Annotated in this window: 14 protein-coding genes; all 14 read left to right on the top strand. The window is 64.5% G+C overall.

From position 1 onward, the window contains the following. A partial coding sequence (locus tag DAD99_RS16420) for a dihydroxy-acid dehydratase (RefSeq protein ID WP_193342384.1) occupies positions 1 to 611 on the top strand: 611 nt, incomplete at its 5' end. A gap of 383 nt (positions 612 to 994) precedes the next feature. After that, positions 995 to 2,902 carry an acetolactate synthase large subunit gene (locus DAD99_RS16425; RefSeq protein ID WP_193342385.1) on the top strand — a complete coding sequence of 636 codons (1,908 nt, stop codon included), beginning with the start codon at positions 995 to 997 and terminating at the stop codon, positions 2,900 to 2,902. A 2-nt stretch (positions 2,903 to 2,904) separates the two neighbouring features. After that, positions 2,905 to 3,417, top strand: a complete 513-nt coding sequence (gene ilvN, locus DAD99_RS16430) for an acetolactate synthase small subunit (RefSeq protein WP_028271611.1) — start codon at positions 2,905 to 2,907, stop codon at positions 3,415 to 3,417. Positions 3,418 to 3,515: 98 nt separating this feature from the next. Further along, positions 3,516 to 4,541: a ketol-acid reductoisomerase gene (gene ilvC / locus DAD99_RS16435; protein ID WP_193342386.1), complete on the top strand. Its 1,026-nt coding sequence runs from the start codon at positions 3,516 to 3,518 to the stop codon at positions 4,539 to 4,541. 127 nt (positions 4,542 to 4,668) lie between these two features. After that, positions 4,669 to 6,258, top strand: coding sequence for a phosphoglycerate dehydrogenase (gene serA, locus DAD99_RS16440; protein ID WP_193342387.1), 1,590 nt, complete (start codon positions 4,669 to 4,671; stop codon positions 6,256 to 6,258). A 204-nt stretch (positions 6,259 to 6,462) separates the two neighbouring features. After that, positions 6,463 to 9,258, top strand: coding sequence for an ABC transporter permease (locus DAD99_RS16445; RefSeq protein WP_193342388.1), 2,796 nt, complete (start codon positions 6,463 to 6,465; stop codon positions 9,256 to 9,258). Next, positions 9,255 to 10,010, top strand: coding sequence for an ABC transporter ATP-binding protein (locus tag DAD99_RS16450; protein ID WP_185260865.1), 756 nt, complete (start codon positions 9,255 to 9,257; stop codon positions 10,008 to 10,010). Before DAD99_RS16445 ends, DAD99_RS16450 begins: the two co-directional genes overlap by 4 nt. 34 nt (positions 10,011 to 10,044) lie before the next feature. Then, complete coding sequence (gene metG, locus DAD99_RS16455) at positions 10,045 to 11,604, top strand: methionine--tRNA ligase (protein ID WP_193342389.1); 1,560 nt, start codon at positions 10,045 to 10,047, stop codon at positions 11,602 to 11,604. A gap of 269 nt (positions 11,605 to 11,873) precedes the next feature. Next, positions 11,874 to 12,677 carry a hypothetical protein gene (locus DAD99_RS16460; RefSeq protein WP_193342390.1) on the top strand — a complete coding sequence of 268 codons (804 nt, stop codon included), beginning with the start codon at positions 11,874 to 11,876 and terminating at the stop codon, positions 12,675 to 12,677. Between the two features lie 116 nt (positions 12,678 to 12,793). Continuing rightward, on the top strand, positions 12,794 to 13,516 hold the full coding sequence (locus DAD99_RS16465) for a class F sortase (RefSeq protein WP_193342391.1): 723 nt from the start codon (positions 12,794 to 12,796) through the stop codon (positions 13,514 to 13,516). Between the two features lie 43 nt (positions 13,517 to 13,559). Then, positions 13,560 to 14,612, top strand: a complete 1,053-nt coding sequence (locus tag DAD99_RS16470; protein WP_193342392.1) for a 3-isopropylmalate dehydrogenase — start codon at positions 13,560 to 13,562, stop codon at positions 14,610 to 14,612. Positions 14,613 to 14,724: 112 nt separating this feature from the next. Continuing rightward, a complete protein-coding gene (locus DAD99_RS16475; RefSeq protein WP_193342393.1) occupies positions 14,725 to 15,837 on the top strand; it encodes a branched-chain amino acid aminotransferase in 1,113 nt (370 codons plus the stop codon). A gap of 177 nt (positions 15,838 to 16,014) precedes the next feature. Continuing rightward, entirely contained in the window at positions 16,015 to 16,812 is a 798-nt protein-coding gene (locus DAD99_RS16480) for an MBL fold metallo-hydrolase (protein WP_309233334.1), read from the top strand. 56 nt (positions 16,813 to 16,868) lie between these two features. Then, complete coding sequence (locus tag DAD99_RS16485; protein ID WP_193342394.1) at positions 16,869 to 17,645, top strand: fumarylacetoacetate hydrolase family protein; 777 nt, start codon at positions 16,869 to 16,871, stop codon at positions 17,643 to 17,645. Positions 17,646 to 17,653 lie beyond the last annotated feature (8 nt).

Here is a 17,653-nt window from a genome sequence, read left to right on the forward strand (position 1 = left end):
CTGCGATCAACCCGCCGGACCTGGACGGCAAGATCCTGCGTGCCATGGACAACCCGATCCACAAGACCGGCGGCATCACCATCCTGCACGGCTCCATGGCGCCTGAAGGTGCGGTAGTGAAGAGCGCCGGCTTCGATGCCGACGTCTTCGAAGGCACCGCCCGTGTGTTCGAGCGTGAGCAGGGCGCCCTGGCCGCACTGGACCAGGGCCTGATCAAGGCCGGCGACGTTGTGGTCATCCGCTACGAGGGCCCCAAGGGCGGCCCGGGCATGCGCGAGATGCTCGCCATCACCGGCGCAATCAAGGGCGCCGGGCTGGGCAAGGACGTCCTGCTCCTCACCGACGGCCGCTTTTCCGGTGGAACCACAGGCCTGTGTATTGGCCACGTGGCACCGGAAGCTGTCGACGGCGGCCCCATCGCCTTCGTCAAGGACGGCGACCGGATCCGGGTGGACATCGCCGCCCGAAGCTTCGACCTGCTGGTCGACGAGGCCGAACTCGAATCCCGCAAGATTGGCTGGGAGCCCCTCCCTGCCAAGTTCACCAAGGGCGTGCTCGCCAAGTACGCCAAACTGGTCCACAGCGCCAGCACAGGTGCATACTGCGGGTGATACCCAAGTACCTCAAGCCTCCGGTGGCGATGCAACCGCCGGAGGCGGCAGGGCTTAAGAAGGGCTGATCCATAGGCCCGGGCGGACGGCGCTTGCGCCGAAGGGCCGGGGTAGGATCAGTCCGTGGACAATGGAGTCCACACTGTGAGATGCGCACAGTCCTCGTTGACAGGCATCTCACGCAGAGGGAAAACTGAACGCATGATCGCATTCGTTACTGTCGGCGCCGCTTTGGGTGTATCCGTCGTCCTTACCAAGCGCGTGGCTGACTAGCCCGACTGGTAACGAACCGTCACGCGCAACCCCTCGAAAGCCACCAGGCTGAGGGGTTTTTTTATTTCCGCATTTTCCAAGTACACAGATGATCCACAAGGAAGAGTCCGATGAGCAAAGGATCGCCGATCAGCCCCTCGCTGATGGCTACTAAGTCCGCTGGAGCCCCGAAGGCTCCGGAACGCGCCGACCGAACGGCTGACCAGGCCGCCGTCGTCGCTGATCTTGCCGCTGTCTCTCCTGTCCTTGGGCCGAACAACGTTGTACCCCCAACGGTGATGACCGGCTCACAAGCTATTGTCCGATCGCTCGAAGAACTCGGCGTCGACGATATTTTTGGTTTGCCTGGTGGCGCGATCCTGCCTACCTATGACCCCTTGATGGCCTCCAGCATGAATCACGTCCTGGTCCGTCACGAACAGGGAGCCGGCCACGCCGCGCAAGGCTATGCCATGGTTACCGGCCGGGTGGGCGTCTGTATCGCCACCTCGGGACCCGGTGCCACCAACCTCGTTACCGCCATCATGGATGCCCACATGGATTCCGTGCCGCTGGTGGCCATTACCGGCCAGGTATCCAGCGGTGTGATCGGCACCGACGCGTTCCAGGAAGCCGACATTGTCGGCATCACCATGCCGATCACCAAGCATTCGTTCCTGGTGACCGACCCCAATGACATCCCTCACGTTATGGCGGAGGCCTTCCACCTGGCCTCGTCCGGCCGTCCCGGCCCGGTCCTCGTGGACGTCGCCAAGGACGCCCAACAGGGTCAGATGACCTTCTCCTGGCCGCCGAAGATCGACCTCCCCGGTTACCGTCCGGTGACGCGCGGCCATAACAAGCAGGTCCGCGAAGCAGCCAAGCTGATCGCTGCGGCCACCAAGCCGGTGCTGTACGTGGGCGGCGGCGTGGTCAAGGCACACGCTTCCGCGGAACTCCGCGAACTGGCGGAACTCACCGGCGCCCCCGTTGTCACCACCCTGATGGCACGCGGCGTGTTCCCCGATTCCCACCCGCAGCACGTAGGCATGCCGGGTATGCACGGCACCGTTTCCGCCGTCACGGCGCTGCAGCAGTCCGATCTGCTCATCACCCTCGGGGCCCGCTTCGATGACCGCGTGACGGGCATCCTGAAGTCCTTCGCGCCGCACGCCAAGGTGATCCATGCGGACATCGATCCCGCTGAGATCTCCAAGAACCGCACCGCCGACGTTCCGATCGTGGGATCTGTCAAGGAAATCATCCCCGAACTCACCGAGGCGGTCCGCTCACAATTCGAGTCCGCCGGCACGCCGGACCTCACCACCTGGTGGGCTTTCCTTAACAACCTTAAGGAGACGTATCCGCTGGGATGGACCGAGCCGGAGGACGGGCTCAGCGCCCCACAGCGCGTCATCGAACGTATCGGGGCGTTGACAGGGCCGGAAGGCATCTACGTTGCCGGCGTTGGCCAGCACCAGATGTGGGCCGCACAGTTCATCAAGTACGAGCGTCCGCATGCCTGGCTGAACTCAGGCGGCGCCGGCACCATGGGCTATGCCGTCCCGGCCGCCATGGGTGCCAAGGTGGGAGATCCGGACCGTGTGGTCTGGGCCATCGACGGTGACGGCTGCTTCCAAATGACCAACCAGGAACTGGCCACCTGCGCCATTAACAAGATCCCCATCAAGGTTGCCATCATCAACAACTCCTCGCTGGGCATGGTCCGCCAGTGGCAGACCCTGTTCTACGAGGGCCGCTACTCCAACACGGACCTCAACACCGGCCACGAGACCGTCCGGATCCCGGACTTCGTCAAGCTGGGGGAGGCCTACGGCTGCGCTTCCTTCCGCTGCGAGCGGGACGAGGACATTGATGCCACCATCCAGAAGGCCCTCGAAATCAATGACCGACCCGTGGTCATCGACTTCGTGGTGAGCCCCGACTCCATGGTGTGGCCAATGGTGCCCGCCGGCGTGAGCAACGACCAGATCCAGGTTGCCCGCAACATGACCCCGGAATGGGAAGAGGAGGACTGAACATGACCCGCCACACATTGTCCGTTCTGGTTGAAGACAAGCCCGGTGTACTGACCCGCGTCGCGAGCCTCTTTGCCCGACGCGCCTTTAACATCAACTCCTTGGCCGTGGGCCCGACGGAAGTTCCGGGCATGTCCCGGATGACCGTCGTCGTCGACGCCGACGGTGACCTCATTGAACAGGTCACCAAGCAGCTCAACAAGCTGGTCAACGTGATCAAGATTGTTGAGCTGACCTCCGAATCTTCCGTACAGCGAGACCACATCCTGGTCAAGGTACGTGCGGATGCCGCAACTCGTCTGCAGGTGACCCAGGCTGCAGACCTGTTCCGTGCTTCAGTGGTTGACGTCTCCACAGACTCCGTGGTCATTGAAGCAACAGGCCACCCCGAAAAGCTCACGGCGCTGCTCTCAGTGCTCGAGCCGTTCGGCATCCGCGAAATTGTGCAGTCCGGCACCCTGGCCGTTGGACGGGGATCCCGCTCCATGAGTGACAGGGCTTTGCGCAGCGCTTAGTCAGGCGGGGCACGTCCCACCTGCGGCGCATTGCCCGTGCAGTACCGCAACACCCCAGACTATTTACCCAGCAAAAACACTCAAGAGGAGTTACCCAAGTGACTGAAATGTTCTACGACGACGACGCAGACCTGTCGATCATCCAGGGCCGCAAGGTTGCCATTGTTGGCTATGGCTCCCAGGGCCACGCCCATGCGCTGAACCTGCGCGATTCCGGCGTCGAGGTTGTTATTGCCCTCAAGGAGGGCTCGAAGTCGATCGCCAAGGCCGAAGAAGCCGGCTTCAAGGCCCTGACCGTTTCCGACGCCGCCGAATGGGCCGACGTCATCATGATCCTGGCACCGGACCAGCACCAGCGCTCCATCTACAACGAATCCATCAAGGACAAGCTGACCCCCGGCAAGGCACTGGCCTTCGCCCACGGCTTCAACATCCGCTTCGGCTACATCGAAGCGCCTGAGGGCGTTGACGTCATCCTGATCGCTCCGAAGGCTCCGGGCCACACCGTGCGCCGCGAATTCGAAGCCGGCCGTGGCATCCCGGACATCATCGCCGTGGAGCAGGACGCCTCCGGCGCAGCCTGGGACCTGGCCAAGTCCTACGCAAAAGCCATCGGCGGCACCCGCGCCGGCGTCATCAAGACCACCTTCACCGAAGAGACCGAAACCGACCTCTTCGGCGAGCAGGCTGTCCTGTGCGGCGGCGTGTCCCAGCTGGTCCAGTACGGCTTCGAGACCCTGACCGAGGCCGGCTACCAGCCCGAGATCGCCTACTTCGAGGTGCTTCACGAGCTCAAGCTCATCGTTGACCTCATGTGGGAAGGCGGCATCGCCAAGCAGCGCTGGAGCGTATCCGACACCGCAGAGTACGGCGACTACGTCTCCGGCCCGCGCGTCATCACCCCCGCGGTGAAGGAAAACATGCAGGCCGTCCTCGGCGACATCCAGAGTGGTGCCTTCGCCAAGCGGTTCATTGACGACCAGGACAACGGCGGCGCCGAGTTCATGGCCCTTCGTGCCAAGGCTGAGCAGCACCCGATCGAGGCCGTTGGCCGCGAGCTGCGCTCCCTGTTCGCCTGGCAGCAGACGGACGAGGACTACGTAGACGGCTCCGCAGCCCGCTAAGTCTGCCCTTCCGGCGCCATTCACCGTGCAACAGTGAGGCCGGGCTCACACTTAACAATGTGAGCCCGGCCTTTCTGTCAGCCTAGACTTGTTCCCATCCCAAGGACTGCAACGCAGAGGATCAGCCGTGTCAAAACCCGTAGTACTGCTCGCCGAAGAACTTTCGCCCGCCACCATCGAGGCCCTCGGCCCGGACTTCGAGATCCGCCACACCGACGGCGCAGACCGGACCCAGCTGCTCGCCGCCATCGCAGACGTGGACGCCATCCTGGTCCGCTCCGCCACGCAGGTGGACGCCGAAGCCATTGCCGCCGCGAAGAACCTCAAGGTCATCGCCCGCGCCGGTGTTGGCCTGGACAACGTTGACATCAAAGCCGCCACACAAGCCGGCGTGATGGTGGTCAACGCCCCGACGTCGAACATCATTTCGGCAGCGGAACTGACGGTGGGCCACATCCTTAGCCTCGCACGCCACATCCCGCAGGCCAGCTCCGCGCTGAAAAACGGTGAATGGAAGCGCTCCAAGTACACCGGCATCGAACTCTTCGAGAAGAAGATTGGCATTATTGGCCTGGGCCGGATCGGCGCCCTCGTTGCTGCCCGCCTCCAGGGTTTCGACACCGAGATCCTTGCCTATGATCCGTACATCACCTCTGCACGCGCCGCGCAGCTCGGCGTCAAGCTCGTCACCCTCGACGAACTGCTGAGCCAGGCTGACTTCGTCACCATCCACATGCCCAAGACGCCGGAAACCGTCGGTATGCTCGGCGCCGACGCGTTCACCAAGATGAAGTCCACCGCATACGTTGTCAACGTGGCCCGTGGCGGCCTCGTGGACGAAGAGGCACTTTACGCCGCCCTGCAGGACCGCCAGATCGCCGGCGCAGCCGTGGACGTCTTCGTCAAGGAACCCAGCACGGACCTGCCGTTCTTCGCCCTGGACAATGTAGTGGTCACCCCGCATCTGGGTGCATCCACCGACGAAGCCCAGGAGAAGGCAGGCGTCTCCGTCGCCAAGTCCGTGCGTTTGGCGCTGGCCGGCGAACTCGTACCGGATGCCGTGAACGTGGCCGGCGGCGTGATCGCCCCCGACGTCCGTCCGGGCATCCCGCTGATCGAAAAGCTGGGCCGGATTTTCACCGCCCTGACCCACGCCTCCCTGACCCAGATCGACGTCGAGGTGTCCGGCGAGATCGCGGCCCTTGACGTGAAGGTCCTGGAACTTGCCGCGCTCAAGGGTATCTTCGCCGATGTGGTGACCGAACAGGTTTCCTACGTCAATGCCCCGGTCATCGCCGAACAGCGCGGCATCAACGTCCGCCTCATCACGTCGGCGGAAGCGGAGGACTACCGCAACGTCCTGACCATCCGGGGTGCTTTGAGCGACGGCAGCCAGATCTCAGTGGCAGGTACGCTCACTGGCCCGAAGCAGATCCAGAAGCTCGTCGGCGTCAACGGCTACGACGTGGAGATCCCCATCAGCGAGCACCTCGTGGTGGTGGCCTACGCCGACCGGCCCGGTGTGATCGGAACCATCGGACACGTTCTGGGCATGAACAACATCAACATTGCCGGCATGCAGGTGGCACGGCAGGCGGAAGGCGGCCAGGTACTGGCATTGCTTACCATCGACAGCTCCGTTCCGCAGCAGGTGCTTGACGCCATCAAGGCAGGCATCGGCGCCGAGATGGTCCGCGAAGTGGACCTCGAGGACTAAGTACCGCACCGCCATCAACTACGCGTGACCGAAGATTAACGTCGGCCACGTATGATTGGCCGGTCTGCTTACAATGGCTGGGTCCCGTTTCGGGACCAGGCCGGCAGACCGGCCAATACTTTTTGCACACCAGGCAGGAAATCCTTCATGTCCGCCGCCTGCGGATCCCGGTGTGCGCACGCAATCCAGGTTTCAGGGAGCCCAATGAACGCCGTCCAGCGATTCATCAGAAGCAAAGTGCTGCTGCTGACCGCGGCCATCTTGATCGCAGCCATGTGCTTGTCGGTCCTCGTCCAAGGCCAGTCTCAGGCCGCGCTGAACCGAACGGTGGATGAGAACTCACGGGGTCTCTACGACGTCCTCGTCCAGGCCAAGGCAGGCTCCGGGGAGCTGATGCAGCCGGAGATCGCCAACGGCGGCGGCGGCATCAGCTTTGACCAGCTCGAGAACATCCGGAAACTTTCCGGAACCTCCGTGGCGGCCCCCATCAGCCTGGTGTCCCGCGTGACACAGAACCTGGAGGCTCCGCGGCTCGACGCCATGGACTACCTTGGCTATAACTCCGGATTGGCAGGCACTGCCGCTACAGACCAGGCCGCCGGCGCCACAGAGCCCAGCAAATGGCCCGCCGCCGAGTCAGTTCTCGGCGACACCGCCAAGAACTACCGCCTGACCGCCAGCGCCGTCAGCTCCGACGGCGTCTCAGAGCAGACCCTGTTCAAGTCCAGCGCCGAGGGCAGCCTGGGCAAGGCCCGACTGCTCGAAGAGCAGACGGCAGGGGGCACCAGCATCCGGATCGCACCTCCCGCAGGCGAGACGGGCATCAAGTTCCCCGCTCCTGCCGGCGGCTCCGAACACAATCTGTTCAACCTTTCTGTATCCCTGCCGCTGTCTCCCGAAGTGACGGAGTCCGTGGTGGCCGTCGATCCCGTTTCCGAGCGCGCATTGCTTGGCTCCGCCGGCGACTTCCTGGCCCCGTTGGAGAAGGCTCCGCCCGCTGACGCGCGCAACGCCGGAGCGATCGGCCGGCACTTCGAAAGCCTCTTCACCAACGGCATCAGCACGGAAGAGCTCAATGAAGGCCCCGACTTCCTCGGCGTCAAACTCAAATACTGGGCACCGCTGATGACGCAGTACCAGCTGGCCAAGCGCAGCGGACAGCTGACCGCGGAATCGCAGGCGATTCCCCTGATTGTCCGTTCAGGCACCTCCCTGGACCTGAAATACAACGTAAAGATCGAGGAGATCGACGCCGCGGGCAAGGTGGTCAAGGAAGTCGGCACGGCCACGCGGTCCCTCGGCAAGGACTACCTGCCTTTCGTGTCCAAGGACCCCTTCGCGTTGTCCTGGCCCGGTTCCACCGATCACTCCGGCCTCTTTGGCAGCGCCGGCAACTTCAACCAGGGGCTCTATACCCCGGCTACGTGGAGCAACGACTTCGCAGCCGCGCCGAAGTACACCGACGGCGAAGCCGCAGCCAATGGCGCAGTCCAGAAGACCGCCGTTCCCAGCGACTGGGTCACCGTTAACCGGCTACCGGAGAAGGGTGCCAACGGCGCCCCGGTGGACCAGACCCAGCGTGAGCCCGTGGATGAACGTTCCTACCGGGAAGACCTGGCAACGGGGGAGAAGCTCGCAGCTCCGCTGGCCATGGTCTATGGGACCTTTGACCCCTCGGCCGTCGAAAAGGCCGCCGGGGACGTCAACCGACTCCCGCTGGGTGGCTACGACCCCACACCGTTTACCCTCACCAAGGACGCCGAAGGCAAGTCGGTCACCGCTGCCGAACTCAAGCCTTCACTCAGTGCCACCGGACTGGCAAGCCAGTCGGCTGGCGCCATCACCGACTTCTACGGCCTGGCCGCGGCCCGCGGCTACAAGGACAACGCCTCCGTAATCGATGCGGTGCGTGTCCGGGCCAAGGCCCCCGGCAGCTGGAAGGAAGCCCAGCCGGACGTCGACAAGCTCGCCAGCGAGATCCGCGGGATGGGTCTCGAGGCTACTGTCGTGGCCGGTTCCGCCCGTGAAGACGCCAGCATTTTTGTCCCCGGCTACTCAAAGGACGACGCCGGCAAGGAGTCAGCGCTGGGCACTGTCCAGCAGTCCTGGGTCCGGCAGAACGCCGCCGACGCAGTCTCCGGCTCGCTGACCGGGTCCAACGTCACACTTCTTTTCCTCACCCTCTGTGGAGCCGCGCTGCTGACCGGCGCCTCCACCGTCAGCTACATCCGGAAACGCAAACGCGAAGCCGGAACCCTCCGCGCCATGGGCTGGACCCAGCTGCGCATCAGGAAATGGGTGCTCGAGGAATTCGCCGTCGGCGCTGCGCTGCTCGCAGTAGCCGGGATTGTCCTGAGCCTGGTGAGCTGGAGCGTGACCACAGCCATCGTCTCGGCCTCCGTCCTGGTCCTGTATGCGGCAGCAGCTTTCTTCGCCGCGCAACAGCTGCGCCACCGCGATGAGGTGGACCAGGAACCGCAGCACGACGAGCGGCTGATCCCGGTCGACTCTCCGCTGACGTTTGCCAACCGGCAGCTCAGCACGAACAAGTTCAACACCCTGTCCCTGGCCGTCGCAGTGGGCGTGTTTGGAGCCGCGGTAGGCGGGCTGGTTGCCTTGCTCATCGACATCCCCCGTGCAGCGGGGGCGAGTGCGCTCAGCGCACTGGCCGCAACAAGCGTGGCGCTGCCCAGCGTGCTCCTGGCTCTCGCCGGCGTCGCCGTGGGCCTGACCCTGACGTTGGTTACCGGCAGGTTTGAGCTGAACGCCAAACGCCAGTACCTGGGCATCCTTGAGGCCATGGGCTGGAACCCGGACATGCTGCGTCAGGTCCGGCTTTTCGAAAACGCGCTGGTAGGCACGCTGGCCCTGCCGCTGGGCGTCCTGGGCGCGCTGGGCATCGGGCTGCTTCTTGCCCCGTATGCCGCGCTGTGGGCCGGAGTCGCCGGCCTGGTGGCTGTACTTTGCTGGATACCGATTGCAACGAAAGTGGTCCAATGACAAACGAGACGAATGTTCACCGGAGCCGGAGGTCCGGCCTGGCTGAGGCGCCCCTGCAGACCCGTGCCAACACCATCGTCAAGGCCGCGGACCACGGGACCCCGCTGGAACTGAGCGGCATCACCATCCGCTACGGCGGCGGCAAGGGCGGTGCCGAAGCAGTCAGTGTCGTGGAGGGCTTCGACCTCACGCTGCACGCCGGCGAGATGCACTGCGTGGCCGGCCGAAGCGGATCCGGCAAGACCAGCATCCTGACCGTCGGCGCGGGTCTGACCCTGCCGACGTCGGGCCGTGTCTTCTGGGAAGGGGATTCCCTCGAAAGCATGGGCGACGACGAAATCGCCGACCGCCGTCGGGCCCTGATCGGTTACGTTGACCAGGGCGGTGCACTTATCGACGGCATGAGCGCCCTTGAAAACGTGCTCCTGCCGGCAGTGCCCGACGGCGAGGTGGACCAGCGCCGCGACATGGCCAAGGACCTCCTGGACCTGGTGGGCCTGGGCCGTCGGATGCGGCACCGTCCGGCCCAGTTGTCCGGTGGCGAACGCCAGCGAGTGGCGATCGCCCGCGCCCTCATCCTGGGCACGCGGGTGCTGGTGGTTGATGAGCCCACGGCCAGCCTGGACCGGGCCTCCGCCAACCGCATCATCAGCATCCTGAAGGACACCACCTCGGACGGAATCGCAGTACTGGTCGCTTCACACGACCACGAACTGGTCCGCCTGAGCGATACGCTGACTGAACTGATCTAGCCCTACCCCTTCGCACCAAAGGTAACGTCCGCACGTGAGCGCAACAGCCAAAACCCCGTTCTACATCACTACGGCCATCACCTACCCGAACGGTGTTCCGCACATCGGGCACGCCTACGAGTACATCGCCACCGACGCCATGGCGCGCTTCAAGCGGCTTGACGGCTTTGACGTGATGTTCCTGACGGGCACGGATGAGCACGGCATGAAGATTGCGCAGGCGGCCGAGAAGGAAGGCCTCACGCCCAAGGCGCTGGTGGACCGCAACGCGGAAGTCTACAAGTCTGCCCACGCCGCCCTGGGCATCACCTACGACCGCTTCATCCGGACCACGGACGCTGACCACTACGCCGCGTCGCAGGCCATCTGGAAGAAGATGGAAGCCAACGGCGACATCTACCTGTCCAAGTACGAAGGCTGGTACTCCGTCCGGGACGAGGCCTTCTACGTCGAGGACGACACCGTGGTCAAGGACGACGGCGTGCGGTACTCAAAGGAGACGGACACCGAGGTGACGTGGACGGCTGAGGAGAGCTACTTCTTCCGGCTGTCCTCCTACCAGGACCGCCTGCTGGCACTGTACGAGGCCCAGCCGGAGTTCGGCGCACCGCAGTCCCGCTTCAACGAGGTCATCAGCTTCGTCAAGCGCGGCCTCGAAGACCTGTCGATCAGCCGCACCACCTTCGACTGGGGCGTCCCTGTCCCCGGCAACGACAAGCACGTCATGTACGTCTGGGTGGACGCGCTCACCAACTACCTGACCGGCGTCGGCTACCCGGACGTGGAGTCGGAATCATTCAAGAAGTTCTGGCCCGCCGACGTCCACGTGATCGGCAAGGACATCTCGCGGTTCCACGCCATCTACTGGCCGGCGTTCCTGATGAGTGCCGGCATCGAGCTGCCCAAACGCGTGATGATCCACGGCTTCCTGCACAACAACGGTGTGAAGATGTCCAAGTCGCTCGGCAACGTGGTGGCGCCGGCAGACTTCGTGGCGCAGTACGGCCTGGACCAGGTACGGTTCTTCTTCCTCCGCGAGGTCCCGTTCGGCGCCGACGGCAGCTACAACCATGAGGCCATCGTGGGCCGCATGAACTCGGACCTGGCCAACAACTTCGGCAACCTGGCGCAGCGTTCGCTGTCCATGGTGGCCAAGAACTGCGAGGGCCGCGTGCCGGTTCCGGGCGCCTTCACTGCTGAAGACACCGCGATCCTGGCGCAGGCCAACGGCCTCCTGGAGACGGCCCGGGCCGCGTTCGAAAAGCAGGAATTCAGCCGCGCCCTCGAGGCCATCTGGGGGGTCCTGGGGGACACCAACGCCTACTTTGCCGAGCAGGCTCCCTGGGTACTGCGGAAGACCGACGCCGAACGCATGAACACCGTGCTGTACGTGACGCTGGAAGTGCTGCGCATCGTGGCTATCCTGGCCCAACCCGTGATGCCCACGGCCACAGCCGCGCTGTTGGACACGCTGGGACAGCCCGACGGCGGATCCCGCCAGTTCTCCGCGCTCACCACGCCTATTGTCGCCGGAACTCCGCTACCGGCTCCGGCGCCCGTCTTCCCCAAGTATGAGGAACCGGCCGAAGCCTAGGTATGTCCCTGCTGGCTACTTGCTGGTACGCGGACTGAGTACGGTTCCGGGGCCGGTCAGTAGAGCCCACGTTGTAAGGCGGGTACTGAGTACTGGAGACATCTTGGTGTCCGTCTGTCTAGCCTTATCTGGTTAGCAAACTGATGATTCGCATCTGGGAGAACCGTCGCCCCGATGCTGTCCGTTTGCCTTTAGCCCTCCGTGTCGGGGATGGCGCCGTTCTTCCACCTGTCTGATCAGTTTGGACCAGACAATGGATGGAGACGGAAATGAAACGGATCCTTGCCGCTTTTGGTGTCGCGGGTCTTGCGCTATTGGGTGCCACAGCGCCGGCCACCGCGTCGCCCGACAGCGAAAAAATGATCACCATTTGCCATGCCACCGGCTCGGCAACCAACCCCTACGTGTCGGTGACCATCAACCTTAACGGGCTCAACGGCCACGTGGGCCACCAGGATGATGAAGACATCATTCCGGCCAACGACGGAAATGTACTTCCCGGAGGCCAGAACCTTGACAGGGTCGATGTCTGGAATGCCGGCTGCGCGGCACCGGGTGAGTCGGGGAACGGCAACGGGGGTCACAAGATCACCATCTGCCACGCCACCGGATCGGCAACCAACCCGTACGTGTCGGTGACGATCGACCTGAACGGGCTCAACGGCCACGCCAATGCCAACCACCAGCACTCTGAGGACATCATCCCGCCGAACGATGGCACGGTGCTGCCTGCTGGCCAGAACTGGACGGCTGAGGGGCAGGCAACCTACAACAACGGTTGCGTTCCCACAACTGTGCCGCCGGTGGTCCCCCCGGTGGTCCCGCCTGTGGTGCCGCCGGTGACGCCGGGCGAAACTCCCAGAGGGGCAGTTGTGGGTACACCGACGGGTCAAGGTGCCGTAGCTGCCAACAACCCTGGCTTCAATGTCCAGACTGCAATGGCAGGTTCGACTGACGTTTCCATCGCCCCCTGGGCCGCTGGCATCGTCGTGATGTTGCTCGCTGCAGCGGGAGTGGCTGCCCGCAAGACCCTGGCAGCCAGCGGTACCGTATCCCGGCCCCGGAAGGAATGACGCCGGCTACTGGCGCCCGCAGGGGTGCTGTTTGAATCACCGGCAGGCGCCGTGGCCACAAAGGGCACGGCGCCTGCCGGCAAACCGGGCAAATCCGACTGACAAGCGGGGTGACCATGGACAGCGATGGAAGGCTCTTCCCCGCCAAGAGCATTGTCTTTGTGGCGCTGAGTGGCGTGCTGGCCTACCTGGCGTTCGCATTTCTGCCATTCCTGGCCGGGCCGGGACCGTCGCCGGCCGTGACCGGGGCTGCTGTGCAGCCGACCACCCAGGGCCCAGCGCCGTCCACCCCCACGCCCTCCACGGACACCCAGGGCCCAGCGCCGTCCACCCCCACGCCCTCCACGGACACCGGCGCCCCGGTCCCGGCGGGTCCGGCAGCGTCGCCGCCGCAGCGGCTGGTGTATCAGGCCGCAGACATCGATGTGGTGGTCCACCCGCTCGAACCCACCGGCGAGGACCAGGCCACCCAGACCATCGTGCCGCCGCCCACCATGGACGGCTACTGGCTGTCGCCCTACGGTGTGCCCGGAGTGGGCTCGGTCAATACCACCTACATTGCCGGCCATAGCTGGGTGGACAGGGACGCGCCGTTCAACCGGCTGAGTACACACGCGGCGGCAGGTGACAGGCTGACCGTGGCCACAGCCACGGGCGAAGTGGCCTACGTGGTGGATTCAGTGACTACCTACGAAAAATCCGGGCTCAAAGACAGCCACATCTGGCAAGTGGCACCCAACAGGCTGGTCCTCATTTCCTGTTACACGGATGATTTCTGGGGCACCAACGTGGTGGTGGTGGCCTCACCGGAGGACCCAGTCCTCCGTCTCAACAAATGAGACTGATTGTCCGGCATGCGGATGATCTTAATATTCTTGGAGCATGAGTGCATCCACGATCAATCTAGCTGTCATTCCCGGTGACGGCATTGGCCCAGAGGTCATTGCCGAGGCACTGAAAGTCCTCGAAAAGGCTGTCGCCGCTGAAGGCGTGGCCCTCGAGCAGACCCACTACAAGCTCGGTGCCGAGCACTGGCTGGCCACAGGCGAGACCCTACCGGACGAGGTCCTCGCCGACCTGCGCACGCGGGATGCGATCCTCTTCGGTGCGGTCGGTGCCGCCCCCGGTGACACCCGTATTCCGTCCGGCATCATCGAGCGGGAGATGCTGCTCAAGCTCCGCTTCAGCCTGGACCACTACGTCAACCTGCGGCCTTCGCGGCTGTACGGAGCGGTAGGCAGCCCGCTGGCGAATCCCGGCGTCATCGATTTTATCGTCGTCCGGGAGGGAACCGAGGGGCCTTACGTGGGCAACGGCGGCTCCCTTCGCACCGGCACACCGCACGAGGTGGCCACCGAGGTTTCACTGAACACGGCATATGGCGTGGAGCGTGTTGTCCGCGATGCCTTCCGCCGCGCCAGTGCCCGCGAACGCAAGCATGTGACCCTGGTGCACAAGCACAACGTCCTGGTCTACGCAGGCCACCTGTGGAAACGCACCGTCGAGGCGGTGGCCCAGGAATTCCCGGAGGTCACCCACGATTACCTGCATGTCGATGCGGCCACCATTTTTATGGTCACAGACCCCTCCCGCTTCGATGTCATTGTCACGGACAACCTCTTCGGCGACATCCTGACCGACCTCGCAGCAGCCATCACCGGCGGCATCGGGCTGGCGGCGTCCGGCAACATCAACATGGACCGTACGGCTCCGTCCATGTTTGAACCGGTCCACGGCTCGGCCCCGGATATCGCTGGCCAGCAGAAGGCCGATCCCACTGCGGCCATCCTGTCCGCGGTGCTCCTGCTGGACCACCTTGGCTACACCGCTGCGGCCCGCAGGATCGAAGCTGCAGTGATCGCCGACGTCGAAACCCGCGACGGCGGCGCCCGCAGTACCAGCGCCGTCGGGGATGCCATCGCTGCCGCGCTGTAGGCCGTGCTCTTGAGACTCGGTTAACCGGCGTAAGCTAGTTTCGAATCACCAAATGCTGCCCTGCGGTTCAGTGCTGAACCACATCCAGAAGGCAGCCGATTGTGGAGGAACCATGACTCAGACCGCCCATGGCGTCGAATTTAACCAGCAACTCTCGGCAAACCCGAAGTCAGCTGAAGAGCGTGCAGCCATCCTGGCAAACCCGGGATTTGGCAACTACTTCACCGACCACACCGCCGTCGTCGACTACAGCGTCGACGAACAAGGCGAAGGTGGCTGGCACAAAGCGCGCGTTGAGGCCTACGGACCCATCTCCCTGGATCCCTCGGCGGCGGTGCTGCACTACGGCCAGGAGATCTTCGAAGGCCTCAAGGCATACCGCCACGCTGACGGCTCAATCTGGACCTTCCGTCCGGAGGCGAATGCGGCCCGCCTGAACAAGTCGGCCCGCCGCCTGGCGCTGCCGGAACTGCCCGAGGAATACTTCCTGGGCGCCATCCGGGAACTTGTGCAGGCGGACAAGGAATGGGTTCCTGCCGGTGAGGGCGAGGCCCTGTACCTGCGCCCGTTCATGATCGCCACCGAGGCGTTCCTGGGTGTCCGGGCAGCGCGTGAGGTCTCCTTCCGGGTGATCGCATCGCCTGCCGGCAATTACTTCGGCGGCGAACTCAAGCCTGTGTCCATCTGGATCTCCCGCGAGTACGCCCGCGCTGGCCGCGGCGGCACTGGTGCGGCCAAGTGCGGCGGCAACTACGCAGCTTCCCTGATCGCGCAGCAGGAAGCCGAAGCCAACGGGTGCAAGCAGGTGCTGTTCCTGGACCACTTCAACGATGACGCCGTGGAAGAGCTCGGCGGCATGAACGTATTCTTCGTGATGAAGGACGGCTCACTGGTCACTCCCGCGCTGAGCGGCACCATCCTGGAAGGCGTGACCCGCATGTCCGTCATGCAGGTGGCCAAGGACATGGGCCGTGAAGTGACGGAGCGCAAGATTACCCTTGATGAATGGCGCGACGGCATGGCCTCCGGCGAGATCGTCGAGGTATTTGCCTGCGGCACCGCAGCGGTGATCACGCCGATCGGTGTCCTGAAGGACACCACGGAATTCATCGGCTCCGAGGACGCGACGGCGGGGGAGACCACCATGGCCATCCGCGAACAGCTCCTGGGCATCCAGACTGGAACCGCGCCGGATACCCACGGCTGGCTGACGCGTCTGGCCTGACCTCCGCACCCCTGGCCCATACAACGCGGGGTTACTTAGCGCCCATTATCTGCATCGGGACGGGCGCTAAGTGACCCCGCGTTGTCCTGGAACTGCGGGCAGGTCCGTCCCAGCCGTTGGGCTCACCAGCCCTGGGGGTGCGGTTATTCCTTGCCGGCCGGGTGCGAAGATGGTGCAGTGAACTCCATCCCGAGCGGCTCCCTCCACACCTGCAGCCCGCTGACGGCTTTCATCCTGGCGCCCAACCCCGGGCCTATGAGCCTGGACGGCACCAATTCGTACGTCATCGCCTCCCCCGGAGCCAGCGCATCTGTGGTGGTGGATCCGGGCCCCGCGGACGACGGCCACCTCCGCCGACTCGCGGACGCAGGCCCCGTGGAACTCATCCTTGTCACGCACCGGCATGCCGACCACACCGCGGGCTCCCTGCGGCTCCATGAGCTCACCGGAGCCCCGGTCCGTGCCGCCGATCCCCGGCACTGCCACGGCGGCGGCGAACCCCTTGAGGACCGTGAAACCATCCAGGCAGCGGGAGTGACGGTCCAGGTCCTGGCCACGCCGGGCCACACCTCCGATTCCGTCTGCTTCCATCTTCCCCACGACGGCCCGCACGGTTCAGTACTGACCGGCGACACTATCCTGGGCCGGGGCACCACCATGCTGGACTACCCGGACGGCAGGCTGGGGGACTACCTCCGGTCCCTGGACCGGCTCGAAGCCCTTGGTGCGGCCGCGGTCCTGCCGGCCCACGGCCCGGTGCTGCCCTCCCTGGAGGCCATCACCCGCGCCTACCGCGAGCACCGGCAGGAGCGGCTGGCGCAGATCCGAGCAGCACTGGCCCGGCTCGGCGGGGACGCCACGGTGGCCGACGTGGCGGACGCCGTGTACGCCGACGTCGACCCTTCCGTCCGGCGGGCGGCCGAAATGTCGGTTGCCGCGCAGCTCGACTACCTCCGTGGGCTGACCGGCACCTGACCACAGGACATGACGCAAAGGCAGGTGCCGCCGCTCAAGACGGTAGGCTGGAGACCATGCGTATTGCCAGGTTTGTAGTCGATTCTGATCCCCTCTACGGCGTAGTTGAAGGTGAGCCCGGCAGTGAGGAAATCACTGTCATCAATGGCGACCCCTTCTTCAACGGGGTGGAGCGCACGCACGTCAAGCACAAGCTCGAAGACGTCCGGCTCCTGGCTCCGATCATTCCCCGCAGCAAGGTGATCGGCGTGGGCCGCAACTTCGCCGAGCACGCCGCCGAACTGGGCAATGAAGTCCCTCAGCAGCCGCTGCTGTTCCTGAAGCCGAACACCTCCGTCATCGGCCCGGGCGATCCCATTGTGCTGCCGGAATTCTCAGACGAAGTTTCGTTCGAGGCCGAACTGTGTGTGGTCATCGGCCGGATCTGCAAGGACGTCCCCGAAGACCGCGTCGACGACGTCATTTTCGGCTACACCTGCGGCAACGACCTCACCGCCCGCGATGTCCAGAAAACGGACCTGCAGTGGGCCAGGGCCAAGGGCTTCGACACCTCGGCACCCCTCGGACCCTGGATCGAGACCGAGCTGGACACCGAAGACCTGGCCATCAAGGGCTGGCTCAACGGCGAACTGCGCCAGAACGGCAGCACCAACCAGATGATCCGCGGTGTCCGGGAAATCGTCTCCATCGTGTCCCAGGCCTTCACGCTGCTCCCCGGGGACGTCATCATGACCGGCACCCCGGCCGGCGTCGACCTCGTCACCGCGGGGGACCGGTACGACGTGGAGATCGAGGGCATCGGCCGCCTGTCCAACCCGGTGGTCCGCCGCTGACGGGTAAT

It is taken from the genome of Pseudarthrobacter sp. AB1, from assembly GCF_014926485.1.
Classification (GTDB): Bacteria; Actinomycetota; Actinomycetes; order Actinomycetales; family Micrococcaceae; genus Arthrobacter.

Bases quoted from the DNA above. Each gene is read 5' to 3' on its own strand.
- DAD99_RS16425 (WP_193342385.1), top strand. From the start codon at position 995: ATGAGCAAAGGATCGCCGATCAGCCCCTCGCTGATGGCTACTAAGTCC.
- ilvN (WP_028271611.1), top strand. From the start codon at position 2,905: ATGACCCGCCACACATTGTCCGTTCTGGTTGAAGACAAGCCCGGTGTA.
- DAD99_RS16445 (WP_193342388.1), top strand. From the start codon at position 6,463: ATGAACGCCGTCCAGCGATTCATCAGAAGCAAAGTGCTGCTGCTGACC.
- DAD99_RS16450 (WP_185260865.1), top strand. From the start codon at position 9,255: ATGACAAACGAGACGAATGTTCACCGGAGCCGGAGGTCCGGCCTGGCT.
- DAD99_RS16460 (WP_193342390.1), top strand. From the start codon at position 11,874: ATGAAACGGATCCTTGCCGCTTTTGGTGTCGCGGGTCTTGCGCTATTG.
- DAD99_RS16465 (WP_193342391.1), top strand. From the start codon at position 12,794: ATGGACAGCGATGGAAGGCTCTTCCCCGCCAAGAGCATTGTCTTTGTG.
- DAD99_RS16470 (WP_193342392.1), top strand. From the start codon at position 13,560: ATGAGTGCATCCACGATCAATCTAGCTGTCATTCCCGGTGACGGCATT.
- DAD99_RS16475 (WP_193342393.1), top strand. From the start codon at position 14,725: ATGACTCAGACCGCCCATGGCGTCGAATTTAACCAGCAACTCTCGGCA.
- DAD99_RS16485 (WP_193342394.1), top strand. From the start codon at position 16,869: ATGCGTATTGCCAGGTTTGTAGTCGATTCTGATCCCCTCTACGGCGTA.